20 protein-coding genes and 1 tRNA gene are annotated in these 25,325 nt (G+C 72.6%); 6 read left to right on the top strand and 15 right to left on the bottom strand.

The genetic code is table 11. The annotated features are described in order from the left end of the window. Window positions 1–4: 4 nt before the first annotated feature. Window positions 5–1,345 carry an ABC transporter substrate-binding protein gene (locus ACIGHB_RS25920; protein ID WP_399916231.1) on the bottom strand — a complete coding sequence of 447 codons (1,341 nt, stop codon included), beginning with the start codon at window positions 1,343–1,345 and terminating at the stop codon, window positions 5–7. A 202-nt stretch (window positions 1,346–1,547) separates the two neighbouring features. Here ACIGHB_RS25920 and ACIGHB_RS25915 point away from each other — a divergent pair, with 202 nt between their 5' ends. Continuing rightward, entirely contained in the window at window positions 1,548–4,211 is a 2,664-nt protein-coding gene (locus tag ACIGHB_RS25915) for a cellulose binding domain-containing protein (RefSeq protein ID WP_399916229.1), read from the top strand. After that, window positions 4,196–5,536 carry an endo-1,4-beta-xylanase gene (locus ACIGHB_RS25910; protein WP_399916227.1) on the top strand — a complete coding sequence of 447 codons (1,341 nt, stop codon included), beginning with the start codon at window positions 4,196–4,198 and terminating at the stop codon, window positions 5,534–5,536. The genes ACIGHB_RS25915 and ACIGHB_RS25910 overlap by 16 nt, the downstream gene beginning before the upstream one ends. Before the next feature lie 58 nt (window positions 5,537–5,594). Here the strand turns inward: ACIGHB_RS25910 and ACIGHB_RS25905 are convergent. The 4 genes from ACIGHB_RS25905 to ACIGHB_RS25890 form a co-directional block, all read right to left on the bottom strand. After that, a tRNA-His gene (locus ACIGHB_RS25905) sits at window positions 5,595–5,667 on the bottom strand. Window positions 5,668–5,799: 132 nt separating this feature from the next. Further along, the gene (gene orn, locus ACIGHB_RS25900) at window positions 5,800–6,402 is read right to left on the bottom strand and encodes an oligoribonuclease (RefSeq protein ID WP_360317654.1); all 603 of its coding nucleotides are present in this window, start codon (window positions 6,400–6,402) and stop codon (window positions 5,800–5,802) included. Between the two features lie 176 nt (window positions 6,403–6,578). After that, complete coding sequence (locus tag ACIGHB_RS25895; RefSeq protein WP_360317652.1) at window positions 6,579–7,748, bottom strand: helix-turn-helix domain-containing protein; 1,170 nt, start codon at window positions 7,746–7,748, stop codon at window positions 6,579–6,581. A 407-nt stretch (window positions 7,749–8,155) separates the two neighbouring features. Then, window positions 8,156–8,581: a hypothetical protein gene (locus ACIGHB_RS25890; protein ID WP_360317650.1), complete on the bottom strand. Its 426-nt coding sequence runs from the start codon at window positions 8,579–8,581 to the stop codon at window positions 8,156–8,158. 366 nt (window positions 8,582–8,947) lie between these two features. Here ACIGHB_RS25890 and ACIGHB_RS25885 point away from each other — a divergent pair, with 366 nt between their 5' ends. Then, window positions 8,948–9,469, top strand: a complete 522-nt coding sequence (locus ACIGHB_RS25885) for a universal stress protein (protein ID WP_030493924.1) — start codon at window positions 8,948–8,950, stop codon at window positions 9,467–9,469. Between the two features lie 220 nt (window positions 9,470–9,689). After that, entirely contained in the window at window positions 9,690–10,253 is a 564-nt protein-coding gene (locus tag ACIGHB_RS25880) for a GPR1/FUN34/YaaH family transporter (protein ID WP_360317648.1), read from the top strand. A 166-nt stretch (window positions 10,254–10,419) separates the two neighbouring features. Here the strand turns inward: ACIGHB_RS25880 and glmS are convergent, their stop codons facing one another. Then, entirely contained in the window at window positions 10,420–12,237 is a 1,818-nt protein-coding gene (glmS, locus tag ACIGHB_RS25875; RefSeq protein ID WP_360317646.1) for a glutamine--fructose-6-phosphate transaminase (isomerizing), read from the bottom strand. Window positions 12,238–12,274: 37 nt separating this feature from the next. Then, a complete protein-coding gene (locus tag ACIGHB_RS25870; protein ID WP_030493927.1) occupies window positions 12,275–12,550 on the bottom strand; it encodes a hypothetical protein in 276 nt (91 codons plus the stop codon). 166 nt (window positions 12,551–12,716) lie between these two features. Between ACIGHB_RS25870 and ACIGHB_RS25865 the strand changes: the two genes are divergently transcribed. Beyond that, complete coding sequence (locus ACIGHB_RS25865) at window positions 12,717–14,345, top strand: beta-N-acetylhexosaminidase (protein WP_399916223.1); 1,629 nt, start codon at window positions 12,717–12,719, stop codon at window positions 14,343–14,345. 54 nt (window positions 14,346–14,399) lie between these two features. Here the strand turns inward: ACIGHB_RS25865 and ACIGHB_RS25860 are convergent, their stop codons facing one another. The 6 genes from ACIGHB_RS25860 to ACIGHB_RS25835 form a co-directional block, all read right to left on the bottom strand. Continuing rightward, the gene (locus ACIGHB_RS25860) at window positions 14,400–16,187 is read right to left on the bottom strand and encodes an IucA/IucC family siderophore biosynthesis protein (RefSeq protein ID WP_360317642.1); all 1,788 of its coding nucleotides are present in this window, start codon (window positions 16,185–16,187) and stop codon (window positions 14,400–14,402) included. Beyond that, window positions 16,184–16,714: a GNAT family N-acetyltransferase gene (locus ACIGHB_RS25855; protein ID WP_360317640.1), complete on the bottom strand. Its 531-nt coding sequence runs from the start codon at window positions 16,712–16,714 to the stop codon at window positions 16,184–16,186. The genes ACIGHB_RS25860 and ACIGHB_RS25855 overlap by 4 nt, the downstream gene beginning before the upstream one ends. Further along, window positions 16,711–17,994, bottom strand: a complete 1,284-nt coding sequence (locus ACIGHB_RS25850; protein WP_399916220.1) for a lysine N(6)-hydroxylase/L-ornithine N(5)-oxygenase family protein — start codon at window positions 17,992–17,994, stop codon at window positions 16,711–16,713. The genes ACIGHB_RS25855 and ACIGHB_RS25850 overlap by 4 nt, the downstream gene beginning before the upstream one ends. Further along, window positions 17,981–19,420 (bottom strand): pyridoxal phosphate-dependent decarboxylase family protein, encoded by a 1,440-nt coding sequence (locus ACIGHB_RS25845; protein WP_399916218.1) that lies wholly within the window; start codon window positions 19,418–19,420, stop codon window positions 17,981–17,983. The genes ACIGHB_RS25850 and ACIGHB_RS25845 overlap by 14 nt, the downstream gene beginning before the upstream one ends. Window positions 19,421–19,556: 136 nt before the next feature. Then, on the bottom strand, window positions 19,557–20,444 hold the full coding sequence (locus ACIGHB_RS25840) for a siderophore-interacting protein (RefSeq protein ID WP_399916216.1): 888 nt from the start codon (window positions 20,442–20,444) through the stop codon (window positions 19,557–19,559). A 4-nt stretch (window positions 20,445–20,448) separates the two neighbouring features. After that, window positions 20,449–21,504, bottom strand: a complete 1,056-nt coding sequence (locus ACIGHB_RS25835) for an ABC transporter substrate-binding protein (RefSeq protein WP_399916214.1) — start codon at window positions 21,502–21,504, stop codon at window positions 20,449–20,451. Between the two features lie 127 nt (window positions 21,505–21,631). Here ACIGHB_RS25835 and ACIGHB_RS25830 point away from each other — a divergent pair, with 127 nt between their 5' ends. Further along, window positions 21,632–23,191: a hypothetical protein gene (locus tag ACIGHB_RS25830; RefSeq protein ID WP_399916212.1), complete on the top strand. Its 1,560-nt coding sequence runs from the start codon at window positions 21,632–21,634 to the stop codon at window positions 23,189–23,191. A 37-nt stretch (window positions 23,192–23,228) separates the two neighbouring features. Here the strand turns inward: ACIGHB_RS25830 and ACIGHB_RS25825 are convergent, their stop codons facing one another. Further along, complete coding sequence (locus ACIGHB_RS25825) at window positions 23,229–24,389, bottom strand: acyl-CoA dehydrogenase family protein (protein ID WP_360317624.1); 1,161 nt, start codon at window positions 24,387–24,389, stop codon at window positions 23,229–23,231. A gap of 8 nt (window positions 24,390–24,397) precedes the next feature. Continuing rightward, window positions 24,398–25,315 carry a hydroxymethylglutaryl-CoA lyase gene (locus tag ACIGHB_RS25820; protein WP_399916449.1) on the bottom strand — a complete coding sequence of 306 codons (918 nt, stop codon included), beginning with the start codon at window positions 25,313–25,315 and terminating at the stop codon, window positions 24,398–24,400. Window positions 25,316–25,325: the final 10 nt, after the last annotated feature.

The following is a 25,325-nucleotide window of genomic DNA, read 5'->3' as shown; positions in this document are numbered from 1 at the left end:
GCCCTCACCGGTCCAGCGCGTTGTCGATGGCCTTCATCGCCGCCCGCCACGCCGACTCCGGCGACCGGCCCGTCTGGTCGACCTGGAGCATCCCGGTGTCGGACAGGATCTGGTTCACCAGGCCGTCCTTCGGCCCGACCGGCGCCACCGGCACGCCCATGGCCGCCGCCGAGTAGATCCGGCCCACCGGCGCGTCGCCGAAGTACGGATGCCGGGCGTCCCGCACCTGCGGCAGGCCGAAGGCCGCCTCGGCGCTCGGGAAGCTGCCGCGCCGCTCGAAGAGCACCGCCTGCTGCTCCGGCGCGGTCAGCCAGGCCGCGAGCGCGGCCGCCTCCGCGACGTGCTTCCCGGCCTCCGGCACGACCAGGAAGGAGCCGCCCCAGTTCCCCGGCCGGGGCGCCTTCGCGATGTCCCACTTCCCCTCGCCGTCCGGGCCGCCCTTGTCCTGGATGTAGCCGAGCATCCACGCCGGGCAGGCGATCGAGGCGAACCGCCCGTGCGCGAAGCCCTGGTCCCAGTCGGGCGTGAACTGCTGGAGCCGGGCGGTCAGCCCGTGCTCGGCGAACTCCGCGCCGAGGTCCCACGCCGCCCGTACGGCCGGGTTCTCCGCCACCACGAGGCGTCCCCCGGCGTCGTAGTAGCGCAGCCGCGCGCCCGAGATCACGGCCGCCATCACCCCGGACGCGGAGTCGGTGAACGCCACCCCCTCCGGTGCCCGCCCGGCGAACCGGCGGCCCGTCTCCAGGTACCTCCGCCAGTCCCCGGCCCACAGTCGGCCCACCTCCTCCCGGTCGGTGGGCAGCCCGGCGGCGGCGAAGTGGTCCTTGCGGTAGCAGACGGCGAGCGGCCCGATGTCGGTGCCGAGCCCCAGCACCCGCCCGTCCTCCGTCCGCGCCTGTGCCCACTTCCACGGCAGGAAGGCGGACTCCTCCACGCCGGGCGCGTGCGCCAGGTCGGCCAGCCGGCCCGCCTGGGTGTCGACCACCTCCGCGATGTTGCCGACCTCGACGGCCTGGATGTCGGCGAGACCGGCGCCGGCCGTGAGGTGGGTGAGCAGCTGCGGGTAGTAGACGTCGGCGCGGGCGAGGGAGGTCTGCCGGATCGCGATGTCCGGGTGCGTCCGCATGTACGTGTCGTAGAGCCCGGCCTCCTTGAGCCCGAAGGTGCCGTAGACGCCGACGGTGAGCGTCACCGGGCGCCCCGAGCCGTCCACGGTCTCGCCGGAGCCGGCGGCGGGCGGCACCGGCGGGTCGGTGGCGCAGCCGCCGAGCAGCGCGGCGGCGAGCAGCAGAGCGAGGACCCGCGGGCGCCGGCCCCGTGGTCGTGTCGCGGTCCTCCACCCCATGCACCCCATGCACCCCGACCGTAGGCGGCGCGGACGGGGCGGTCGGCGGGGCGCCGCCGGGGGCGGGGCCGCCCTCACCCGTTCGGCGGACCGGACGGACGGGATCGTCGAACGTCTTCGACGGGTTCCGTGTCTTGACCGTGTTCTGACAGCGATCAGATAGTGGGAGCGCTCCCATACGTCACTTTCCGACGGGATACCCATGCGCAGACCACGACTCCTCGCCGGGCTCGCGGGGCTCGCCCTCGCGGCCGGGCTCCTCGCGGGCGCCCTGCCGGCCGGCGCCGCCGAGCCCGCCCCGGCGCCGGCCGCCGCCGTCCCCGCGTACACCTGGAAGAACGTCCGGATCGACGGCGGCGGCTTCGTCCCCGGCCTTGTCTTCAACCGGTCCGAGAAGAACCTCCTCTACGCCCGCACCGACATCGGCGGCGCCTACCGCTGGGACCAGGCCGGCTCCGCCTGGATCCCGCTCCTCGACCACATCGGCTGGGACGACTGGGGCCACACCGGCGTCGTCTCCCTCGCCTCCGACTCCGCCGACCCGGACAGGGTGTACGCCGCCGTCGGCACCTACACCAACGACTGGGACCCCGGCATGGGCGCCGTCCTGCGCTCCGCCGACCGGGGCGCCACCTGGCAGCGCGCCGACCTCCCCTTCAAGCTCGGCGGCAACATGCCCGGCCGGGGCATGGGCGAACGCCTCGCCGTCGACCCGCACGACAACCGGATCCTCTACCTCGGCGCCCCCAGCGGCAACGGCCTGTGGCGCTCCACCGACTCCGGCGCCACCTGGGCGAAGGTCACCTCCTTCACCAACCCCGGCGACTACCGGCAGGACCCCGCCGACACCAGCGGCTACAACTCCGACGAGCAGGGCATCGTCTGGGTCACCTTCGACGAGTCCACCGGCACGGCGGGCAGCGCCACCCGGACGATCTACGTCGGCGTCGGCGACAAGGAGAACGCCGTCTACCGCTCCACCGACGCGGGCGCCACCTGGACCCGCCTGGCCGGCCAGCCCACCGGCTACCTCGCCCACAAGGGCGTCCTCGACGCCGGGAACGGCTACCTCTACCTCGCGTACAGCGACACGGCCGGTCCGTACGACGGCGGCAAGGGCCAGGTCTGGCGGTACGCGACGGCCACCGGCGAGTGGAAGGACATCAGCCCCGTCGCCGAGGCCGACACCTACCACGGCTTCAGCGGCCTCACCCTCGACCGGCAGCGCCCCGGCACGGTCATGGTCTCCGCCTACAGCTCCTGGTGGCCCGACACCCAGATCTTCCGCTCCACCGACTCCGGCTCCACCTGGACCCGGGCGTGGGACTACTCCGCGTACCCCGCCCGCGCCGACCGCTACACCATGGACGTCTCCTCCGTCCCGTGGCTGACCTGGGGCGGCAACCCCACCCCGCCCGAGCAGAGCCCCAAGCTCGGCTGGATGACCGAGGCGCTGGAGATCGACCCCTTCGACTCGGACCGCATGCTGTACGGCACCGGCGCCACGGTCTACGGCACGACCGAGCTCACCGACTGGGACACGGGCACGAACTTCACGATCCGGCCGATGGTGAAGGGCCTGGAGGAGACCGCCGTCCTCGACCTGGTCTCGCCGCCCTCCGGCGCCCCGCTGATCAGCGCCCTCGGCGACGTCGGCGGCTTCCGCCACACCGACCTGTCGGCCGTCCCGCCGATGATGTTCACCTCCCCGAACTTCACCTCGACGACCAGCCTCGACTACGCCGAGACGAACCCGGACACGCTCGTCCGCTCCGGCCACCTCGACGGCGGACCCCGGGTCGCCTTCTCCACCGACAACGGCGCGAACTGGTTCGCCGGACAGGAGCCCGCCGGAGTCACCGGCGGCGGCACGGTCGCCGCCTCCGCCGACGGCGGCCGCTTCGTCTGGAGCCCCGAGGGCACCGCCGGCGTCCACGCCGCCACCGGCTTCGGCACCTCCTGGACCGCCGCCACCGGCATCCCGGCCGGCGCGACCGTCGAGTCCGACCGGGTCGACCCGAAGACCTTCTACGGCTTCCGGGGCGGCACCTTCTACGCCTCCACCGACGGCGGCCTGACCTTCACCGCCAGGGCCACCGGCCTGCCCGCCAAGGGCAACGTCCGCTTCAAGGCCGTCCCCGGGAAGAAGGGCGACATCTGGCTCGCCGGCGGCGCCCCCGACGCCGCCTACGGCCTGTGGCACTCCACCGACGGCGGCGCCACCTTCACCAAGGTCTCCGGCGTCGAGCAGGCCGACGCCATCGGCTTCGGCAAGGCCGCCCCCGGCGCCTCCTACCCGGCGCTCTACTCCAGCGCGAAGATCGGCGGCGTCCGCGGCATCTTCCGCTCCACCGACGCCGGCGCCACCTGGGTCCGGGTCAACGACGACGCCCACCAGTGGGGCTGGACCGGCGCCACCATCACCGGCGACCCGCGCGTCTACGGCCGGGTGTACGTCGCCACCAACGGGCGCGGCATCGTCTACGGCGACACGGGCGAGACCGGCGGCGGCCCCGGCCCCACGGACCCGCCCACCCCGCCCGGCGGCGCCTGCGAGGTCACGTACAAGGTCGTCCACCAGTGGCAGGGCGGCTTCCAGGCCGACGTCACCGTGACCAACACCTCCACCACCGCCTGGAACGGCTGGAGCCTCGGCTGGACCTTCGCCGCCGGGCAGACCGTCGGCCAGGCGTGGAACGCCACCGCAGGCCAGACCGGCACCGCCGTCACCGTGCGGAACGCCGGCTGGAACGGCACCGTCGCCGCCGGCGGCTCCGCCTCCTTCGGCTTCACCGGCGGCTGGACCGGCACCAACCCCGCCCCCGCGGCCTTCACCCTCGGAGGTGCCCCGTGCTCCGCCGGCTGATCACCACGACGGCCCTCCTGGCCGCCGCCCTGACCGGCGCCGCCGGCGGGACCGCGACGGCCGCCGACGCCCCGCTCCGGGACCTCGCCGAGGCCCGCGGGATCTACCTCGGCACCGCCGTCACCGGAGGGAAGCTCACCGGCGCCTACGCGGACACCGCCGCCGCCCAGTTCGGTTCGCTCACCCCCGGCAACGAGATGAAGTGGGGCTCCGTCGAACCCGTCCGCGGCCAGTACTCCTGGACGGGCGCCGACCGGATCGTCGACTTCGCCGAGGCCCACGGCCAGCAGGTCCGCGGCCACACCCTGGTCTGGCACAGCCAGCTGCCGTCCTGGGTGAGCGGCGGCACCTGGACCCCGGACGCCCTCCGCGCGGTCATGACCGACCACGTCACCACCCAGGTCACCCGCTACAAGGGCCGCGTCGACCACTGGGACGTCGTCAACGAACCGCTGAACGAGGACGGCACCCTCCGGCAGTCCGTCTTCGGCGCCACCCTCGGCGAGTCCTATATCGCCGACGCCTTCCGGGCGGCCCGCGCCGCCGACCCGGCCGCGAAGCTCTACCTCAACGACTACTCGACCGACGGCGTCGGCGCGAAGAGCGACGGCATGTACGCCCTGGTCCGGCGGCTCCTCGCGGAGGGCGTGCCGGTCGACGGGGTCGGCTTCCAGGCCCACCTGATCCTCGGCCAGGTCCCCGCCTCCCTGGAGGCCAACCTCCGCCGCTTCGCCGACCTCGGCGTCGACGTGGCGATCACCGAGCTCGACATCCGGACGACCCTGCCGGCGACGGCGGAGAAGCTCGACCGGCAGAAGGCCGACTACGCGGCCGTGACCCGCGCCTGCCTGGCCGTCACCCGGTGCGCCGGGCTCACCGTCTGGGGCTTCACCGACTCCGACTCCTGGATCCCGGACTTCTTCCCGGGCCAGGGCGCGGCCACCCCGTACGACGAGCACCTGAACCCCAAGCCCGCGTACGCCGGGATCGCCGGGGCCCTCGCCCCGGTGACGCCGCCCGGCCCGGCGGGCTGCACGGCCACGTACACCGCGCAGAGCCAGTGGGGCGGCGGCTTCACCGGCCAGGTCACGGTCCGCAACACGGGGACGGCGCCGCTGGCGGGCTGGAAGGTCGGCTGGGAGTACCCGGCGGGACAGCGGATCACCCAGGCGTGGAACGCCGCCGTCACGCAGACCGGCACCGCCGTGACCGCGACCCACCTCCCGTACAACGGCACGGTCCCGGCCGGCGGCTCGGCCACCTTCGGCTTCAACGCCTCCTGGACCGGCGCCAACCCGCCCCCGGCCGCCCTCACCTGCTCCTAGCCGGCACACGGAAACGACCGAGGCCCCGGTTCTTCCGAACCGGGGCCTCGACCATCAGGGTGAGTAACGGGACTCGAACCCGCGACATCCTGGACCACAACCAGGTGCTCTACCAGCTGAGCTATACCCACCACGACCGGCGGTTTTCCCGAAGGTTTCCCCGACCGGCCGAGAAGAAGTCTACAGGGTTCCGAGGGGTGCTCGCGCACACGTTTTCCCCGGGTGCGCGAGCGGCCCCTCGGGCGGGCACCACTCCGGCGGGTCTACTCCGCCGGGACGACGTGCCGGGCCGCGATCTCCTTCGCGGTCTCCGAGTCGGGACCGGGCTGCGGGACGAAGACCGCCTCCCGGTAGTAGCGCAGCTCGGCGATGGACTCGCGGATGTCGGCGAGCGCCCGGTGGTTGCCGTTCTTCTCCGGACTGTTGAAGTACGCCCTCGGGTACCAGCGGCGCGCCAGCTCCTTGACCGAGGACACATCGACGATCCGGTAGTGCAGGTGGTTCTCCAGGGCGGGCATGTCCCGGGCGAGGAAGCCGCGGTCGGTGGAGACCGAGTTCCCGCACAGGGGAGCCTTGCCGGGCTCCTTCACATGCTCCCGGATGTACGCCAGGACCTGCGCCTCCGCGTCGGCCAGCGTGGTGCCGCCGGGCAGCGCGTCGAGCAGACCGGAGGCCGTGTGCATCTGGCGCACGATCTCCGGCATGGTCTCCAGGGCACGGTCCGGAGGGCGGATCACGATGTCCACGCCTTCGCCGAGCACGTTCAGTTCCGAGTCGGTGACCAGCGCGGCCACCTCGATGAGTGCGTCGTCCGTCAGCGAGAGCCCGGTCATCTCGCAGTCGATCCACACCATGCGATCGTTCATGCGTCCTACCTTAGGCGGCGAGCGCGGGGGAGCGGCGCCCGAGCGGGCCCGCACGGGGCTCACCGGCCGCCCTCCGGCCACCCGCGGGACATGCCGGCGGGCGCCCGGGGGAGGTGCCCCCGGACGCCCGCCGGTACCGCGTCACGCCGCTCGTGGCGGCGCGGTCCTCGTCGCCGCTACGGCGCGCTCCGCTGGCCCGGCAGCGCCGCCCGGCCCGGCGAGTAGGCGTCGCCCTGCGGCTTGCCCGGCTCCAGCCCGCCACCGGGGCGGCGGATTCCCGCCCCCACCTGCGCGGGGACCGCCGGCTCCAGCACCGCCGTCGCCGGCTCGCTCTGCGGCCGCCGGGCCCGGTACGCCGCCCGGTAGGCGGCGGGCGAGGAGCCGAGCTGCCGCCGGAAGTGGCCGCGCAGCGCCACCGGCGAGCGGAAGCCGCAGCGCCCCGCGACCTCGTCCACCGAGTAGTCCGAGGTCTCCAGGAGCCGCTGCGCCTGGAGCACCCGCTGGGTGATCAGCCACTGGAGCGGCGCGGAGCCGGTCAGCGAGCGGAAGCGGCGGTCGAAGGTCCGCCGTGACATGTACGCACGGGCCGCCAGGGTCTCCACGTCGAACTGCTCGTGGAGGTGCTCCAGCGCCCAGGCCACGACCTCGGCGAGCGGGTCGGAGCCGATCTCCTCGGGTAAAGACCTGTCGAGGTAGCGCTCCTGACCGCCGCTGCGCCGCGGCGGGACGACCAGCCGGCGCGCCAGCGCGCCCGCGGCCTCGGTGCCGTGGTCGGTCCGCACGATGTGCAGACACAGATCGATTCCGGCCGCGGTGCCGGCGGAGGTGAGCACGTCCCCGTCGTCGACGAAGAGCTCCCGGGGGTCCACGTGGACCGACGGGTAGCGCTTGGCGAGCGTCGGCGCGTACATCCAGTGCGTGGTCGCCGGGCGGCCGTCGAGCAGGCCGGCCGCGGCGAGGACGAACGCCCCGGTGCACAGGCCGACGATCCTGGCCCCTTCCTCGTGCGCCCTGCGGAGGGCCTCCAGGGCCTCCGGCGGCGGCGGCGAGGTGATCGAACGCCAGGCGGGGACGACGACCGTCCCGGCGCGGCCGATCGCCTCCAGGCCGTACGGCGCGGTGAGTTCGAGCCCGCCCGTGGTCCGCAGCGGACCCTCCTCGCCGGCGCAGACGAGCAGCCGGTAGCGGGGCACGCCGGCGTCCTGCCGGTCGATGCCGAACACGGAGAGCGGGATGGAACTCTCGAAGATGGGGCCGCCGCTGAACAGCAGCACCGCGACGACTTCGCGACGGCGTCGCCCGGACAGCTTCCGTGCGACCTCCGGTGCGGCGGAGTCCTGGCTCATGGCGCTAAGCCCCCCTCGGTGTTGGCGTCTCCCTGGTCGTGTCGCTGTGCCACGTTTCCCCTCGGTTTTGCACGAGACCCCAGTCTTCGGTACCCATGATCGAATCTACTGCGTCCCGTGGCGCCGGCGTGACAACTTCTCCATCCGGCACATTGTCGACAAGGCCACTTGGCGTGAAGCGATCGATCGCGGGGGTGATCGGCCGGAGGGGCCCCGGGGAGGGCCCGGGGCGGAGAAGTGGCCGCATGCGTAGGGTGCGGCCCTTCGGGGCAGGGCTTTCCCGGCTGAGCGGCGAGGGGTTGGCGTACCGTTTCGGCAAGGACGCGCCAGGAACTTCAAGTTGGCTGAAAACATATGGGATCGGCTGTGCGAACCTGTCAACTCGACGGGGGTTCGCGACCGCCCGCTCAGCCCCGGCGGCGCCCCTGGGGGCCGCCGCCGCCCCCGCCCGCCGTGCCCGCCGTGCCGTCTGTGGTCTCGGTGCGGAGGCCCCGCTCGGCCCGGCGCAGCAGCAGCCGGCACGCGGCCGTCACGGAGGCGAGCCCGAGCGCGGCCCCGCCGGCGCCGCCCAGCGAGGTCCCGAAGGCGACGAGGACCAGGGGGACCAGGGCGCAGCAGAAGACCGCCCAGCGCACCACGTCGCCCGCCGGGTCCCCGAGCCCTCCGCCGGCCGTCCCCGGCTCCGCCGCGGTGTCCGTCCGGGGCCCGGCCGGTCCGTCCGTCCCCGGGGCGGCGGGCGCCTCGGGGCCCGCCGGCCGGGCCCGCCGGCGGGAGCGGACGGACGGGACGGCGGGCACGGACGCGGTGGGGGCGGGGGTGGTCGGTGCGGGCACGGGCGGTCTCCCTGCGGCGGTGATCCGGACCTGTGGGGAACGAGGAACGGAACGCTCCGGTCACTCTGAGCGACGCCCGTTCGGCCCTCGCGGCGGCGGCCGGAGGACGCCTGTAGGGCACATCCGGCATTGCCAGATGGTGAATCCTTCGTGCATCCTCCGGAGGACACCGCGCGCGCCGAGCCGCGCACGAGCGGTCAGCACGCCGGGTGTGGCACGGCGGGCCCTGGGCAGGAGAGGAGTGTCGCCGTACCCTTGGGGGTATGGGCTTGGGAAGATGATTCCCGGACACAGCTCCGCCGCCACCCGTTGTTCCGCTCCCCTCCACCGCCCCTTCCCACGAGGACTGCCCCAGCCGAGACACCGATGGCCGGTCACGAATTCCCCGAACCCGCGGACCGCAAGCGCGTCGCCGACTCCACGGTCGACCCCCTCGCGGTCGAACAGCCACGCCACGCCTGCGACCCGGCCTTCCGGCACGGTGTCGTCGTGGGCTTCGACGGCTCCATGTCCAGTGAGCGCGCCCTGGCGTACGCGATCGGCATGGCCCGGCGCTCCGGCTCCGGCCTGATCATCGTGCACGTCGCGAACCGGCTGCCCACCACCGTCTGGGCCGGGTGCGAGCCGCCGGTCTTCGTGGACGTCCCGGACCACCGCACCGAGGTCCTGGGCCTTGAGCTGGCCTGCGCGGACCACCTCTCCGAGGTGCCGTGGATCCTGGTGGAGCGCGGCGGGGACATCTGCCACGAGCTGGAGGAGGTCGGCCGCGAGTACTCGGCCGACGCGATCGTGGTCGGGTCGACGCACGGCATCGTCGGGCGGATCTTCGGCTCGGTCGCCGGCCGGCTCGCGCGGCGCGCGCAGCGCCCCGTGATCGTCATCCCGTAACGGCGCCCGGACCGTCCCGACACCGTGCCCGGCGCCGTCCCGCGACGGCGTCCGCACCCCTTCCGTCACAGCCGACTCTCCGTCAACTCCCTTTGCGTTACCGTTCCGTGGCGATAATTTCTGCCTGCCTCAGGTGATTTGTGCGCTTGTGAAGGGTAGCTAAAGAGCACCGGAAACAGCAGCTCACGCGGCATCACCGCTCGTTCGAAGGGAGCCCGTCGTGAACAAGGACGTCGCGTCGGGGAACGGCACCAGCACGCTCGGAAACCTCGCACTCGGACTGACCCTCCTGGCCTTCGGCCTGGGCGGCACCGGTGTGATCGACAACGTCGCGGCAGCCGATGCCGCGGGCCTCGCCACCTGGGTCGGTGGCGTGGCGCTCTTCCTGGTCGGCCTGCTCGCCCTGCGCGCGGGCAGCACCGGCGACGGCACGGCCTTCACGGCGCTCGGCGCCTTCTGGTTCACCTGGGGGACCGGAGTGGGCGGCGGGGCCTCGGCGGACGCCGTCGGCATGTTCCTGCTCCTGTGGGCGCTCCTGGCGCTCACGCTGACGCTGGCCGCCAAGGGCGGGGGCGCCTTCGGGCAGGGTGTGTACGGCCTGCTGTTCCTCGCGCTGCTGCTCTCGGGCATCGGCGCGCTGGCGGGCAACGAGGGCCTCGGCAAGGCGGGCGGCTGGGTGGCCGCGCTGGCCGGCCTCGCGGCCTGGTACGGCGCGACGGCGGCCGTGGCCGGCTGGCCCACCGCCCTGGGCCGCGCGAGCCGCGGAAGCACGGCCGCGGCCTGACGGAAGGCGGAACGGAAAGGCGGAACGGCCCCCGCGCTCCTGGGAAGCGCGGGGGCCGTTCCTCGTGTCCGGTCGGATCCGCCGGGGGACAGGCCCGGCGTACGGCTCCGGGGGACAGGCCCGGGGCCGTGGCGTCGCTCGGCGGGTGACAGGTCCCGCCGGGCGACTACTCGACCGTGACGGACTTGGCCAGGTTGCGCGGCTTGTCGATGTCGCGGCCCATGGCGAGGGCGGTGTGGTAAGCGAAGAGCTGGAGCGGGATGCCCATGAGGATCGGGTCGAGCTCGTCCTCGTTCTTCGGGACCACGATGGTGTGGTCGGCCTTCTCCTGCGGCTGGTGCGCGACCGCGAGGATGCGGCCGGAGCGGGCCTTGATCTCCTCCAGGGCGGCGCGGTTCTTCTCCAGCAGGTCGTCGTCGGGGACGATCGCGACCGTCGGCAGGGCCGGCTCGATGAGGGCGAGCGGGCCGTGCTTCAGCTCGGAGGCCGGGTACGCCTCGGCGTGGATGTAGGAGATCTCCTTGAGCTTGAGGCTGGCCTCCAGGGCCACCGGGTAGCCCCGGACGCGGCCGATGAACATCATCGAGGCGGCGCCGGCGTACTCGGCGGCGAGGCGCTTGATCTCGTCCTCGTCCTTGAGGATCTCCTCGATCTGCGCGGGCAGCTTGCGCAGGCCCTCGATGATCCGCTTGCCGTCGGTGACGGACAGGTCGCGGATGCGGCCGAGGTGCAGGGCGAGGAGCGCGAAGGCGACCACCGTGTTGGTGAAGCACTTGGTGGAGACGACGCAGACCTCGGGACCGGCGTGGACGTAGACGCCGCCGTCGGCCTCGCGGGCGATGGCGGAGCCGACCACGTTGACCACGCCGAGGACGCGCGCGCCCTTGCGCTTGAGCTCCTGGACGGCGGCGAGCACGTCGTAGGTCTCGCCGGACTGGGAGACGGCGATGTACAGCGTGTCGGGGTCCACGACCGGGTTGCGGTAGCGGAACTCGGAGGCCGGCTCGGCGTCGGCCGGGATGCGGGCCATGCCCTCGATGAGGGAGGCGCCGATCAGACCGGCGTGGTACGAGGTGCCGCAGCCGAGGATCTTGATGCGGCGGATGGTGCGGGCCTCGCGCGGGTCGAGGTTGAGGCCGCCGAGGTGCACGGTGGAGAAGCGGTCGTCGATCCGGCCGCGCAGCACGCGGTCGACCGCGTCGGGCTGCTCGGAGATCTCCTTGTGCATGTACGTGTCGTGGCCGCCCATGTCGTAGGAGGCGGCCTCCCACTCGACGGTCTCCGGGGTCGCCGTGGTGGAGGCGCCCGCGACCGTGTAGGTGCGGAAGTCGTCGGCCTTGAGGGTGGCCATCTCGCCGTCGTCGAGGGTGACGACCTGGCGGGTGTGGGCGATGAGCGCGGCCACGTCGGAGGCGACCAGCATCTCCTTCTCGCCGATGCCGAGGATGACCGGCGAGCCGTTGCGGGCGACGACGATGCGGTCGTTGAAGTCGGCGTGCATCACGGCGATGCCGTAGGTGCCCTCGATGACCTTGAGCGCGTCGCGGACCTTGTCCTCGAGGGTCTCGGCCTGGGAGCGGGCGATGAGGTGGGTGATGACCTCGGTGTCCGTCTCGGAGGCGAAGACGACGCCGTCGGCCTCCAGCTTGGCGCGGAGCTCCTGGGCGTTGTCGACGATGCCGTTGTGGACGACCGCGACCTTGTTCTCGGGGTCCAGGTGCGGGTGCGAGTTGTGGTCGCTCGGGGCGCCGTGGGTGGCCCAGCGGGTGTGCGCGATGCCGGTGGTGCCGGAGAAGCGCTTGGGGACGCGGGCTTCCAGGTCACGGACCCGGCCCTTGGCCTTGACCATCTTCAGCGCCGCGCTCTTCGGGCTGTTGATGACGAGGCCGGCGGAGTCGTAGCCGCGGTACTCCAGGCGGGCCAGGCCCTCCAGGAGCAGCGGCGCCACGTCGCGCTTACCGATGTAACCGACAATTCCGCACATAAAGGAAACCCCTCCGGTTGGTGAAGTGCTGTGGTGCTCAGCCGTAGACGATCCGGCGCAGCTGCCGGAGCGAGAGCTCCGGCGGTGCGACGGCCCGGTGCGGCAGTTCGCCGGCGATCCGCTCGAAGATCTCCGCGTTCACCGCTCCGCCGGACTGCAGCTCCCGGTGGCGGCGGCGGACGAACTCCTCGGTCGTCTCGTCGAAGTACGCCAGCACGTCGAGCACCACCCGGGCGGCCTCACCGCGCTGGAGCGCGGTGCTCCGGACGAGATGGTCGATGAGGTCGTCATGGGACGGGCGGCGTTCGAGCACCCATGAATATTGAGGGGTACCCCGGGGTTCTCGCAAGAATCCTGCCCGAAATCGGGCAGGGACCGCATGATCATCGGACGTGGGGCGACTATTGGTCCAGACCTTGACCCGGGGTGCGGGCGCCGGTACGCATGGTCACCCACCCGTCCACCGGAAGGGGACCGCCGTGAGACGGCGCCTGCTCGCCCCCGCGCTCCTGCTGCTCGCCACCGCGCTCGGCTGTACGGAGGCGGGCACGGCCGCCCCCGCGCCGGGGCCCGCCGCCCTCCCCGCCACCGAGCCCGAGGTCCGCCCGCTCGGCCGGATCATTCCGCTCCCCGCCTCCGTCCGGCCCGGCGGCGCCCCGTACACCCTCACCGCCGCCACCCGGATCGGCGTGCCCGACCACCCGGGCGTCCGGGCCGTCGCCGAGCGGCTCGCAGCCAGGCTCCGCCCCGCCACCGGCTTCCGCCTCCCGGTCGTCACCGACCCGGCCGCGGACCTCGTCCTGCGCCTCGACCCGGCGGCCGGCGCCCTGGGCGACGAGGGGTACGAGCTCCGCTCCGCCCCCGGCAGGCTCACCCTCACCGCCCGCACCCCCGCCGGCCTCTTCCGCGGCGTCCAGACCGTCCGCCAGCAGCTCCCGGCCGCCGTCGAGCGCGACACCGCGCAGCGCCGCGCCTGGAAGATCGCGGGCGGCACCGTCACCGACGTCCCGCGCTTCCCGTACCGGGGCGCCATGCTCGACGTCGCCCGCCACTTCTTCACGGTCGAGGAGGTGAAGGCGTACATCGACCGCATCGCCCTCTACAAGTACAACGCCCTCCACCTCCACCTCACCGACGACCAGGGGTGGCGCATCGCGATCGGCTCCCGGCCGAAGCTCACCGAGGTCGGCGCCGCGACCGAGGTCGGCGGCGGGCCCGGCGGCTTCTACACCCAGGAGCAGTACAAGGAGCTCGTGCGGTACGCCGCCGCGGCGCACATCGAGGTGATCCCCGAGATCGACCTGCCCGGCCACACCCACGCGGCCCTCGTCTCCTACCCCGAGCTGACCTGCGACGGGAAGGCCCTCAAGCCCTACACCGGCATCGAGGTCGGCTTCTCCACCCTCTGCGCGGGGAAGGAGGAGACGTACGCGTTCGCCGACGACGTCCTGCGCGAGATCGCCGCCCTCACCCCCGGCCGGTACGTCCACATCGGCGGCGACGAGGCGAAGTCCACCAGCCCCGCCGACTACCGCACGATGACGGACCGCATCCAGCCCCTCGTCACCCGGCACGGCAAGCAGGTCATGGCCTGGCACCAGCTCACCGGCGACGCCACCCCCGCGCCCGGCGCCCTGATCCAGTACTGGGGACTCGACCGCACCACGGCGGAGGAGAAGGAGAAGGTCGCGGAGGCGGCGAGGGCCGGCGCCGGGATCGTCGTCTCGCCCGCCGACCGCGCCTACCTCGACATGAAGTACGACGAGGACACCCCGCTCGGCCTCCGGTGGGCCGGCACCGTCTCCGTCGAGCGGTCCTACGACTGGGACCCGGCCACGTACCTCCCCGGCGTCCCGCGGAGCGCGGTCCGGGGCGTCGAGGCCCCGCTGTGGACCGAGACCCTGTCCACGCCGGAGCACCTCGACACGATGGCCTTCCCCCGCCTCCCGGGCCTCGCCGAACTCGGCTGGTCCCCGGCGGCCGGCCGCGACTGGTCCACGTACAAGGTCCGCCTCGGCGAACAGGCCCACCGCTGGGACGCGCTGGGCCTGTCCTGGTACCGCTCGCCGGAGGTGCCGTGGCCGGCGGCGGCGGAGCCCCCGGCATAGATGCGAGCCCCGGCGGAGGACCGTACTCCGCCGGGGCTCGCACCGGTCACGGGATCAGGCGAACCGCGCGATCGGGTTCACCAGGTCGCCGACGAGCTGGAGCGCCGCCGACGGGTCCGCCAGGTCGACCATCTGCTTGTTGTTGCGCAGCTGGAGGCGGTTGAGCGCGGAGAGGGCGAAAGTCTCCGCGAACATGTCGTACTGCGCGAAGCGGTCCGCCAGCTCCGGCTTGGAGTCCTGGTAGCCCTTCACGCACTCCGCGACCGTCCGCCAGAAGACGTCCTCGGCGACCGTGCCCTCCGCCGCCAGGGTCGCCCCCATGAAGCGCAGGAAGCAGTCGAAGACGTCCGTGAAGACCGAGAGGAGCTTCATGTCCTCCGGGACCTCGGCGCGGATCCGCTCCACCGCCGGCGGGAGGACCGCGTCCGGGTCCATCACGCAGATCTCCTCGGCGATGTCCTTGAAGATCGCCCGGTCGACCGCGCCCCGCTCGTCCAGGACCAGGATCACGTTCTCGCCGTGCGGCATGTAGACCAGGTCGTAGGCGTAGAAGCAGTGCAGGACCGGGAGGAGGTACGCGTCCAGGTAGCCGCGCAGCCACGCCTCGGGCGTCAGACCCGAGTCCTTGATCAGCGCGCCCGCGAAGGACGCGCCCGCGTGGTCGACGTGGACCAGCGAGGCCATCGTCGCCAGGCGCTCGCCCTCGGCGAGGCGCTCCACCGGGGACTCCCGCCACAGCGCCGCCAGCATCTTGCGGTACGGCGAGTAGCGGTCGGTCGCGGCCTCGTACTCCAGGTGCCGGTAGCCGACGGCCGCCCGCTCGCGGATGATCGAGAAGCGCGCCGCCCGCAGGACGTCGTCCGCGTCGATCAGCTGCGCCAGCCAGTCGTTGATCGCCGGCGTGGCCTCCATGTAGGCCGCCGAGAGGCCGCGCATGAAGCCCATGTTGAGGACCGACAGGGCGGTCTTCACATAGTGCTTGGCCGGGTCGGCCGTGTTGAAGAAGGTACGGATCGACTGCTGCGCCAGGTAGGCGTCCTCGCCCTCGCCCAGGTACACCAGGCGCTGCTGCGCCACCTCGGCGGCGAAGGTCACCGACAGCTTGTTCCACCACTGCCAGGGGTGGGCCGGCATGAGGAGGTAGTCGGCGAGGTCCAGGCCGCGGCCGGCGAGGATCCCGGCGAAGCGGTCGACGGCCGCGTCACCGAGCTCGGCGCGGATGAAGGCGTCGTACTCGATGCCCGCGCCGGCGGTGAAGGCGGCCCGGTCGCGGCGGGCGGCCAGCCACACCAGGTGGATCGGGCTGGCCGTCTCGGGCGCGTAGGCGCGGAACTCGTCGACGCCGAAGCCGAGGCGGCCGTTGTTGGCGACGAAGCAGGGGTGCCCCTCGGTCATCCCGGTCTCGATCGCCTGGAAGTCCGCGCGGGCCAGCTCGGCGGCGGTCACCCGGGGCTTGGTCGCCTTGTAGGCGGTGCCGGCCAGCGTGGAGGAGATCTCCTCCAGGTAGACCGGCAGGATCTCGTCGCTGAGCCCCAGCGCGCCGCGCAGCTCGGTGACGAACTGGAGCGCGTCGAGCGGCAGCTGCTCGTCGCCGCGGTGGCGGCTGATCGACTCGGGGTAGACCTGCCAGTGGTCGAGGGCGAAGCGGTCCGCGGTGAAGCGGTACTCGGTGGCGCCGTCGTCGCTGAGCACCCGGTAGCGGGACTCGCCCAGCTCCTGCGGGTTCAGCAGCCGCTCGTGGGCGAACTCGGCGAGGCCCTTGCGGATCAGCGCGCGGTTGGCCCCGGCCCAGAGGTCGGGGGTGAGGTGGGCGACCGGGTCGGTGAGGTCCTGGCGGTTCATACGGAGGCTCCCACGGCGGTCTCGAACTGCTCCCGGGTGCAGAAGCTGAGCAGCGCCCTCTTCTCGGGCTTCTGGATCTCGCGCTCGGGCACGAAGCCGACGGCCTCGTTGAGGGCGTGGACGGCCTTGTTGGCGACGTCGGGCTCGACGACCACGCGGGCGGTCGCCGGGTCGGCGAACAGCTCGCGCATGACCTCGGTGATCACCGTGCGGGTGAAGCCGTGCACCGGCGTGTCGGTGGGGGCGACGAGGAAGTGCATGCCGACGTCGCCGGGGAGCGGGTCGTACAGGCCGACGAGCTCCAGGTGGGCCGGGTCGTACCGCTCCATGAGGATCGCGGGTATCCCGTCGACCAGGCCGATGAACGCCTGGTGGTGCGGGTTCGCGGCGAAGGCCGTGTACTCGCGCTCGACGTCCTCGACGGTCGCGTCCTGCATCATCCAGAACGCGGCCTTGGGGTGGGTGACCCAGGCGTGGAGCAGCTCCGCGTCCTGGACGGGGTCGAGCGGGCGGAAGTGGACGGTCATACGGAGAACTCCTGGAACGCGATGGTCTTCTCGACGGGGTAGTACTCGGACCCCAGCATCGCCCCGATGATGTAGGCGTTGCGGTACGCCCCCATGCCCAGGTCCGGCGAGGTGATCGAGTGGGTGTGGACACCGGCGTTCTGGAGGAAGACCTCGCGGCCCGTGGTGTCGACCGCGTAGTTGCGGGCGACGTCGAAGCGGCCCTGCCCGTCGAAGCGCAGGCGGTCGCGGAGCGGCTCCAGGAAGGCGGGGACGGCGTACTTGTAGCCGGTCGCGAGGATCAGGCCCTCGGTCTCGATCTCGTACTCCTTCTCCTGCTCCTCCTGGCGGAAGCCGAGGGTGTACGTGCCGCTCGTCTCGTCGTACGAGGCGGTGCGCAGCGCGGAGTTGGTGAGCAGGCGGGTGGGGACCGGGCCGGCGAAGTTCTTCTGGTAGAGCAGGTCGAATATGCCGTCGATGAGCTCGCCGTTGATGCCCTTGAAGAGGCCCTTCTGCTGGGTCTCCAGGCGGTAGCGGGTCTCCTCGGGGAGCGCGTGGAAGTAGTCCACGTACTCGGGGGAGGTCATCTCCAGGGTGAGCTTGGTGTACTCCAGCGGGAAGAAGCGCGGGGAGCGGGTCACCCAGTTGAGCTTGTAGCCGTGGACGTCGATCTCGGACAGGAGGTCGTAGTAGATCTCGGCGGCGGACTGGCCGCTGCCGACGATCGTGATCGACTTCTTGCGCTGGAGGGCTTCCTTGTTCGGCACGTAGCGCGAGTTGTGGATGAGGTCGCCGCCCAGGTCCCGGCAGGAGTCGGGGACGTACGCCGGGGTGCCGGTGCCGAGGACGATCCGGCGGGACCGGAACGTCTCTCCGGCCGTGGTGGTGACCGTGTACACGCCCTCGGCCTCGTCGTGGGCGACGGAGGCGACGGTGGTGGAGAAGCGGATCGAGGTGAGCTTGTCCGCGGCCCAGCGGCAGTAGTCGTTGTACTCGGCGCGCAGCGGGTAGAAGTTCTCGCGGATGTAGAACGAGTACAGCCGGCCCTTCTCCTTCAGGTAGTTCAGGAAGGAGTACGGCGAGGTCGGGTCGGCGAGGGTGACCAGGTCCGACATGAACGGCGTCTGGAGGTGGGCGCCTTCGAGGAACATGCCCGAGTGCCACTCGAAGTCCGGCTTGGACTCCAGGAAGAGGCCGTTCAGCTCCCCGATGGGTTCGGTCAGGCAGGCGAGGCCGAGGTTGAAGGGACCGAGCCCGATCCCGATGAAGTCGTGGATCTCAGCGATCTCAGGCGTGGACAAGGTTCTCTCCCAGGTACTGCTCGGCGTGGCCGGCTATCAGATCGAGGACGGCGGCGATGTCGGACACCGTGGTCTCGGGGTTGAGCAAGGTGAACTTGAGGTACTGGCGGCCGTCGACCTTGGTGCCGGCGACGACGGCCTCGCCCGAGGCGAAGAGGGCCTTGCGGGCGTGGAGGTTGGCCCGGTCGATCTCGGCGGGGTCGGTGACGGCCTCGGGGACGTAGCGGTAGACCAGGGTGGACAGCTGCGGTTCCACGACCACGTCGTAGCGCGGGTCGGCGGCGAGCAGGTCGAATCCGGCGGAGGCCAGGTCGCAGACCTCGTCGAAGAGTTCGCCGACGCCGTCCGCGCCCATCACCCGCAGGGTCATCCAGAGCTTGAGGGCGTCGAAGCGGCGGGTGGTCTGGAGCGACTTGTCGACCTGGTTGGGGATCTGCTCGGCGACCGTACGGAGTGGGTTGAGGTAGTCCGCGTGGTAGGTGGCGTGGCGCAGGGTGGCCCGGTCGCGGACCAGCACGGCGGAGGAACTCACCGGCTGGAAGAAGGACTTGTGGTAGTCGACGGTGACCGAGTCGGCGCGCTCGATGCCGTCGAGGAGCCGGCGGCGCTTGAGGGAGGCGAGCAGGCCGCAGCCGTAGGCCGCGTCGACGTGCATCCAGGCGCCGTACTCCTCGGCGAGGGCGGCGATCTCGGGCAGCGGGTCGATCGAGCCGAAGTCGGTGGTGCCGGCGGTGGCGACGATCGCCATCGGGACGAGGCCCTCGGCGCGGCACGCCTCCAGCTCGGCGGCGAGGACGACGGACTGCATCCGCTTGTTCTTGTCGACCGGGATCGAGACGACCGCGTCGCGGCCGAGGCCGAGGAGGGTGGCCGACTTCTGGACGGAGAAGTGGCTGCACTCGGAGGAGAAGATCCGGAGCCTCGACAGGTCGGTGGTGCCGGCCTCCTCGCGGGCGAGCAGCAGCGCCTGGAGGTTGGACTGGGTGCCGCCGCTGGTGAAGACGCCGTCGGCGAGGGGGCCGAGGCCGATGCGGGCGGTGGTCCAGTCGACGATCTTGCGCTCGATGAGGGTGGCGCCTGCGGACTGGTCCCAGGTGTCGAGGGAGGAGTTGACCGCCGAGAGGACGGCCTCGCCGAGGACGGCGGGGATGACGACCGGGCAGTTGAGGTGGCCGAGGTAGCGCGGGTGGTGGAAGTACACCGCGTCGCGGAGGTAGACGTCCTCCAGCTCGTCGAGGGCGGCGGAGGCGTCGCCGAGGGGGCGGTCGAGGTCCACGGCGTCGATCACGGGGGCCAGTTCGGCGGGGGTGACGCCGGTGAACGGGCCGCGCGTCGTGGCGAGTTTCCTCGCCACCCGCTCGACTCCTTCGGTGACGGAGCGCCGGTAGCTCTCCGCCGTCGTGTCGTTGAGCAGGTGCGAACGCATGTGGGGGCCCTTTCGGGGATGAGGACGCGGGGATGCGCAACCGATGATGCGGAAGTGAGGTTAGCCTAACCTAATGTTTCACGCCAACGGCCCCCCGACCTGTGCAGGTCGGGGGGCCGTTGGCTGAAAAGGACTACTACGCGGGGGCGTTCGCCTCATCCTGAGCCGCGTCCCGCTCCGCGTCCTGCGTCGTCTCGTCCGGCACCTCGCGCAGGGCGTCCTCCGACAGCCCCTTGCGCCAGTAGCCCACGAAGGTCACCCGGCGACGGTCGAGCCCGCGCTCGCGCACGAAGTGCCGCCGCAGCGCCTTCACCGCACCGGACTCGCCCGCGATCCACACGTACGGCGACTCCCCGGGCAGCTCCGCGCCCGCGATCGCCTCCAGGCCGGACGGCGCGCCCTCCTCCCGGACCAGCCAGGTGACGGAGGCGTCCGCCTCCGTCGCGAGCTCCACCCGGTCGCCTGAGTACGGCACTTCGAGGAAGACCCGGGCACGGGTCTCGGCCGGCAGCCACTCCAGGATCGCGGAGGCGGCGGGCAGCGCGGTCTCGTCCGCCCAGATCAGCACCGAGTCGGCGCCCTCCGGCAGCCGGAAGCGGACGGCGGTGTTGTCGGCGACCGCCGGGCCGAGCACGACCACCCGGTCACCGGGCTTCGCCTGCTGCGCCCAGCGGCAGGCCGGTCCGCCGTCCTCGTGGACGGCGAAGTCGATGTCCACCTCGTCCGGCGCGGTGCGCTGCTCGCGGACCGTGTACGAGCGCATCACGGCCCGTACGTCGTCCGGCATGGCGCGCCAGGCGCCGAGGACCGCGTACATGTCCGGGTCGTCCAGCGGCGGCAGGACGGGCGCCTCCTGGCCGGGGTGCGGCAGGAAGAGCGAGAGCGACTGGTCGCGCCCGCCGGCGGCGAAGCCCTTGAGGGCGTCCCCCACGAAGGTGACGCGGACCAGCGACGGGCCGAGCCGCCGCGTCCGGTCGACCGTGAGGGAGAAGAACTGGAACGGGGCGGTCTCGGCGTTCGTCATCGGGTCAGGCCACCTTCTTCGCGTTCTCCAGGGCGGTCGCCAGGTCCTCCAGGAGCGGGGCGCACTTGGCGTAGGAGTAGACGGGCTCCGTCACGCGCGGGAAGACCTGGCCGGCCTTGACGGCGGGCAGCGCTGCCCAGGTCGGCTTGGCCTTCAGCTGCTCCGGCTGGAGGGTGCCGGTGCGGTTGTCCATCAGGATCACGTCGGCCTTGTACTTGTCGACGTTCTCCCAGCTGAGGAGCTCGAACCAGCCGGACGGGTCGAGCTTGCCCGGGACCACGATGTTGAGGCCCAGCTCCTGGAAGAAGAGCGTGTCGGTGGGGCGGGCCGGGGTGGAGACGTAGAAGGTGTCCGGGGCGCCGGAGCCGATGAGGACCTTGATGTCCTTCTTGCTCTGCGCGACCTTGCGCAGCCGCTCGGCGGCGGCCTCGAAGCGGGCCTTGTCCTTCTTGACCTGCTCGCTGTTCACGTCGGCGCCGAGCGAGGCGGCGAGGTCGGCGTGGCGCTGGAGGACGGACGGCATCGACGTGCCGGAGGCCCACAGGGCGACGCTCGGGGCGATCTTGAGGATCTTGGCCTTCTGCTCCTCCGGCACGTACCAGAGGGCGTCCTTCTCCCACATGTCGGTGATGAGGACCTCGGGCTGGAGCTTGAGGTACTCCTCGATGTTGAACTCGCCCCAGACGTTGCCGAGGACCTTCACCTTGGTGATGTCGAGGTCGCCGGCCTGGACGTCGGGCTTCTTCGCCTTGGTCTTCGGGTCCTCGACGTAGGTCGGGCCGAAGACGCCGGTGACCTCGACGCCGAAGTCCTTGAGGGCGGCGGCCATGCCGGTGAAGGCGACGATGTTCTTCGGGACCGTCTTGGTCTTCACCGTCTGGCCGCGGTCGTCCTTGAACTCCCAGGAGCCGGACTTGGCGGAGGCGGACGAAGAGGCACCCGAGTCCTTCTTCTTGTCACCGTCGCCGCAGGCGGCGAGCACGGCGCCGAGCCCGAGGGCGCCGCCCGCGGCGAGGATGCCGCGGCGGGTGAGGGAGGTGGCTCGGGCGTTGCTGGGCATGGCGAGATCGCTTTCGGTACGTGCCGTGATCGGCCGGGGCAAGTGAAAGGTAGGTTAGCCTAACCTTGTTCCGATCAATAGCGCCGGGACCTGGCCGTACGGTGTGAGCCGCGCTACTCCTGTCGAGGTGACGCGCCCCCCGGCGCGGCGCGCCGCCACCCGCCCGGCCGCCGCCCACCCCAGGGTGGACGGGGTGACCACCTCCGAGGCGAGCGCCGGTCCCCGCCCCCTGGCCCCCGCGCGGGTACGGAGCGCCGGGTGGCCCCTGGCCGCCGTCGCCGCCGTCTTCACCTTCGCCCAACTCGCCCTCGCCGTCCCGGGGACGGGCCTCGGCTGGGACGAGGCCGTGTACGTCAGCCAGGTCGGCGGCAACGCCCCGCCCGCGTACTTCAGCGCCCCCCGCGCCCGGGGCGTCACCTATCTCGTCGCCCCCGTCGCCGCGTTCACCGCCTCCACCACCGCGATCCGCGTCTACCTGGCCCTGCTCTCCGGCGCCGCGCTCCTCGGCGCGCTGCGGGTGTGGCGCCCGCTGCTGCCCGACCGGGTGCTCGTCGTCGCGGGCGCCCTCTTCGCCGGCCTCTGGGTCACCCTCTTCTACGGCCCGCGCGTGATGCCCAACCTGTGGTGCGCCTTCGGTGCCCTGGCCGCCGTCGGACTGCTGCCGCGCGCGGCCCGCGACCGTCGGGCCCTCGCCGGACTCGGCGCGGCCGTCGCCGCCGTCACCCTGCTCCGGCCGTCCGACGGCCTCTGGCTCGCGCTGCCGCTCCTCGCCGCCACGCTGCTTGTGCCCGCCTGGCGCCGCCCCCGGGTCCCGGCCGTGACCGCCGCCGGACTGTTCCTCGGCGCCGTCCCCTGGGTGGTGGAGGCGTACACCTCCTACGGCGGGCTCGTCGCCCGGCTGCACCGGGCCGGCGAGATCCAGGGCACCATGGGCTGGTACTTCTCGGTCGACGACCATGTGCGGGCGCTCGCCGGACGCACCCTGTGCCGACCGTGCGACATCGCGTGGGCGCATCCGTGGACCGGCTTCTGGTGGTTCCTGCTGCCGTTCGCCGTCCTCGGCGGTCTCGCCGCCGCCCGCCGGGCGGGCCGCGCCGCGCCCGTCCTGCTCGCCACGGCGACGGCGGCCTCGCTGGCGGCTCCGTACCTCTTCACCCTCGGCTACGCCGCCCCCCGCTTCCTGCTGCCCGCCTACGCCCTGCTGGCCCTGCCCGCCGCCGAGTGCGCGCTCCTCGTGTGGTCCGCCGCGAGGACCGCCCGCCGCCCCCGCCTCGCGGCCGGGCTGCTCGCCGTCCTGCTGGTCGCCCATCTCGGCGTGCAGTACGCCGTCCTGGACCGGACCGTCGGCTACAGCCGGTCGGTGCGGGCCCAGTTCACCGGCATCGCGGCCGCCCTGCACGGTCTCGGCGTCCGTCCGCCCTGCCTGGTCACCGGCCGCGAGTACGTGCCGATCGGCTACTTCACCGGCTGCTCCTCCCGGCAGCCGCGCGGCCACGACGGCAGCATCACCGAGGCCGGGCTCGCCGCCGCGGCCCGCACCACGCCGCTCGCGGTCGTCGTCCACGCCGGCAGGACCCCGCCCGGCTACGCCCGCGGCTGGCCCAGGACCCGGCTCCCCTCCGCCCCCGGCTGGCGGCGCTTCGACGCCTATGTCTCGCCGGGGACGACGGCGCCCGCCGCCCCCTGAGGGGCGACGGGCGCGGCCGGTCGCGGGGTGGGGCCGGTCAGCCGCCGATGCCCAGTTCGCGGGCGATCAGCATGCGCTGGACCTCGCTGGTGCCCTCGCCGATCTCCAGGATCTTCGAGTCGCGCCACATGCGGGCGACCGGGTACTCGTTCATGAAGCCGTAGCCGCCGTGGATCTGGGTGGCCTCGCGGGCGTTGTCGACGGCGACCGTGGAGGAGTACAGCTTGGCGATCGCCGCCTCCTTCTTGAAGGGCTCGCCCAGGACCAGGCGGGAGGCGGCGTCGCGCCAGCCGATGCGGGCCATGTGGGCCCGGGTCTCCATGTCGGCGATCTTGAACTGGATGGCCTGGTTGGCGGCGATCGGCCGGCCGAAGGCGTGACGTTCCTGCGCGTACTTCACGGACTCGTCGACACAGCCCTGCGCGAGACCCGTGGCGAGCGCCGCGATGGCGACCCGGCCCTCGTCGAGGATGCGGAGGAACTGCGCGTAGCCGCGGCCCTCCTCGCCCAGGAGGTTCTCCGCCGGCACCCGGACGTCGTCGAAGGAGAGCTCGCGGGTGTCCGAGGCGTTCCAGCCGACCTTCGAGTAGGGCGCGGCGACGGTGAAGCCGGGGGTGCCGGACGGGACGATGATCGAGGAGATCAGCGGTTTCCCGTCCGCCTTGCGGCCGGTGACCGCCGTGACCGTCACCAGACCGGTGATGTCCGTACCGGAGTTGGTGATGAAGCACTTCGAGCCGTTGATGACCCACTGGTCGCCGTCCCGGACGGCGGTGGTGCGGGTGCCGCCCGCGTCCGAGCCCGCGCCCGGCTCGGTGAGGCCGAAGGCGCCGAGCATCTCGCCGGCGCAGAGCTTCGGCAGCCACTGCCGCTTCTGCTCCTCGGTGCCGAAGAGGTGCAGCGGCATGGCACCGAGGGAGACGCCGGCCTCCAGGGTGATGGCGACGGAGGAGTCGACGCGCGCCAGCTCCTCCAGGGCGATGCCGAGGGCGAGGTAGTCGCCGCCCATGCCGCCGTACTCCTCCGGGAACGGCAGGCCGAACAGGCCCATGCGGCCCATCTCGGCGACGATCTCGTACGGGAACTCGTGGCGCTCGTAGTAGTCGCCGATCTTCGGGGCGACGACGTCGTGGGCGAACGCCTCGACGGTGCGGCGCAGTTCCTCGTGCTCGTCGGAGAGCCGGTGGTCGAGGGACATGGTGTTCGTCACTCCTTGTGGGAGAGGGCGCGGACGGTACGGGACGGGCTCGGGCGGCCCAGCTGTTCGGCCATCCACACGCTTGTGGCGGTGAGGGCGGCCAGGTCGACCCCGGTCTCGATGCCGAGGCCGTCGAGCATCCACACCAGGTCCTCGGTGGCGAGGTTGCCGGTGGCGGACTTGGCGTACGGGCAGCCGCCGAGGCCGCCCGCGGAGGCGTCCACGGTGGTCACGCCGTGGCGCAGCGCGGCGAGCGTGTTCGACAGCGCCTGCCCGTAGGTGTCGTGGAAGTGCACGGCGATCCGGGAGGCCGGCACCCCGGCCGCGGCCAGCTCGGCGAGGAGCCGCTGCACGTGCCCCGGGGTGGCGACGCCGATGGTGTCGCCGAGGCTCAGCTCGTCGCAGCCCATGTCGGCGAGCGCCTTGGTGACGCGGACGGTCCGCTCGACGGGGACGGCGCCCTCCCAGGGGTCGCCGAAGCACATCGAGAGGTAGCCGCGCACCTTCAGGCCCGCCTCTATGGCCCGGACGACGACCGGCTCGAACATGGCGAGCGCCTCGTCGACGGTCCGGTTGAGGTTGGCCTTGGCGAAGGACTCGGTGGCGGAGGCGAAGACGGCGACCTCGCGGGCGCCGAGGGCGAGCGCCCGGTCGAGCCCCCGCTCGTTCGGCACGAGGACCGGGAGGCGGACCGGCAGCCCGTTGACGAGCGGGAACAGGGTCTCCGCGTCCGCCAGTTGGGGGACCCACTTCGGGTGGACGAAGCTGGTCGCCTCGACGGTGGAGAGTCCGGCGGCGGCGAGCCGCCGGATGAACTCCGCCTTCACCTCGGTCGGGACGGCCGTCTTCTCGTTCTGGAGTCCGTCCCGGGGGCCGACCTCGTGGATCCGGACCCGGGCGGGCAGGGACGGGTCGGGGACGACCATCGGCAGTCCG

The organism is Streptomyces sp. NPDC085460 (assembly GCF_044541975.1).
Classification (GTDB): domain Bacteria; phylum Actinomycetota; class Actinomycetes; order Streptomycetales; family Streptomycetaceae; genus Streptomyces.
This window is presented reverse-complemented; position numbering and strand designations above follow the sequence as displayed.

Coding starts and splice junctions, on each gene's coding strand:
- ACIGHB_RS25920 (WP_399916231.1), bottom strand. CDS start 1,345: ATGGGGTGGAGGACCGCGACACGACCACGGGGCCGGCGCCCGCGGGTC.
- ACIGHB_RS25915 (WP_399916229.1), top strand. CDS start 1,548: ATGCGCAGACCACGACTCCTCGCCGGGCTCGCGGGGCTCGCCCTCGCG.
- orn (WP_360317654.1), bottom strand. CDS start 6,402: ATGAACGATCGCATGGTGTGGATCGACTGCGAGATGACCGGGCTCTCG.
- ACIGHB_RS25895 (WP_360317652.1), bottom strand. CDS start 7,748: ATGAGCCAGGACTCCGCCGCACCGGAGGTCGCACGGAAGCTGTCCGGG.
- ACIGHB_RS25885 (WP_030493924.1), top strand. CDS start 8,948: ATGGCCGGTCACGAATTCCCCGAACCCGCGGACCGCAAGCGCGTCGCC.
- glmS (WP_360317646.1), bottom strand. CDS start 12,237: ATGTGCGGAATTGTCGGTTACATCGGTAAGCGCGACGTGGCGCCGCTG.
- ACIGHB_RS25860 (WP_360317642.1), bottom strand. CDS start 16,187: ATGAACCGCCAGGACCTCACCGACCCGGTCGCCCACCTCACCCCCGAC.
- ACIGHB_RS25855 (WP_360317640.1), bottom strand. CDS start 16,714: ATGACCGTCCACTTCCGCCCGCTCGACCCCGTCCAGGACGCGGAGCTG.
- ACIGHB_RS25845 (WP_399916218.1), bottom strand. CDS start 19,420: ATGCGTTCGCACCTGCTCAACGACACGACGGCGGAGAGCTACCGGCGC.
- ACIGHB_RS25840 (WP_399916216.1), bottom strand. CDS start 20,444: ATGACGAACGCCGAGACCGCCCCGTTCCAGTTCTTCTCCCTCACGGTC.
- ACIGHB_RS25835 (WP_399916214.1), bottom strand. CDS start 21,504: ATGCCCAGCAACGCCCGAGCCACCTCCCTCACCCGCCGCGGCATCCTC.
- ACIGHB_RS25825 (WP_360317624.1), bottom strand. CDS start 24,389: ATGTCCCTCGACCACCGGCTCTCCGACGAGCACGAGGAACTGCGCCGC.
- ACIGHB_RS25820 (WP_399916449.1), bottom strand. CDS start 25,315: ATGGTCGTCCCCGACCCGTCCCTGCCCGCCCGGGTCCGGATCCACGAG.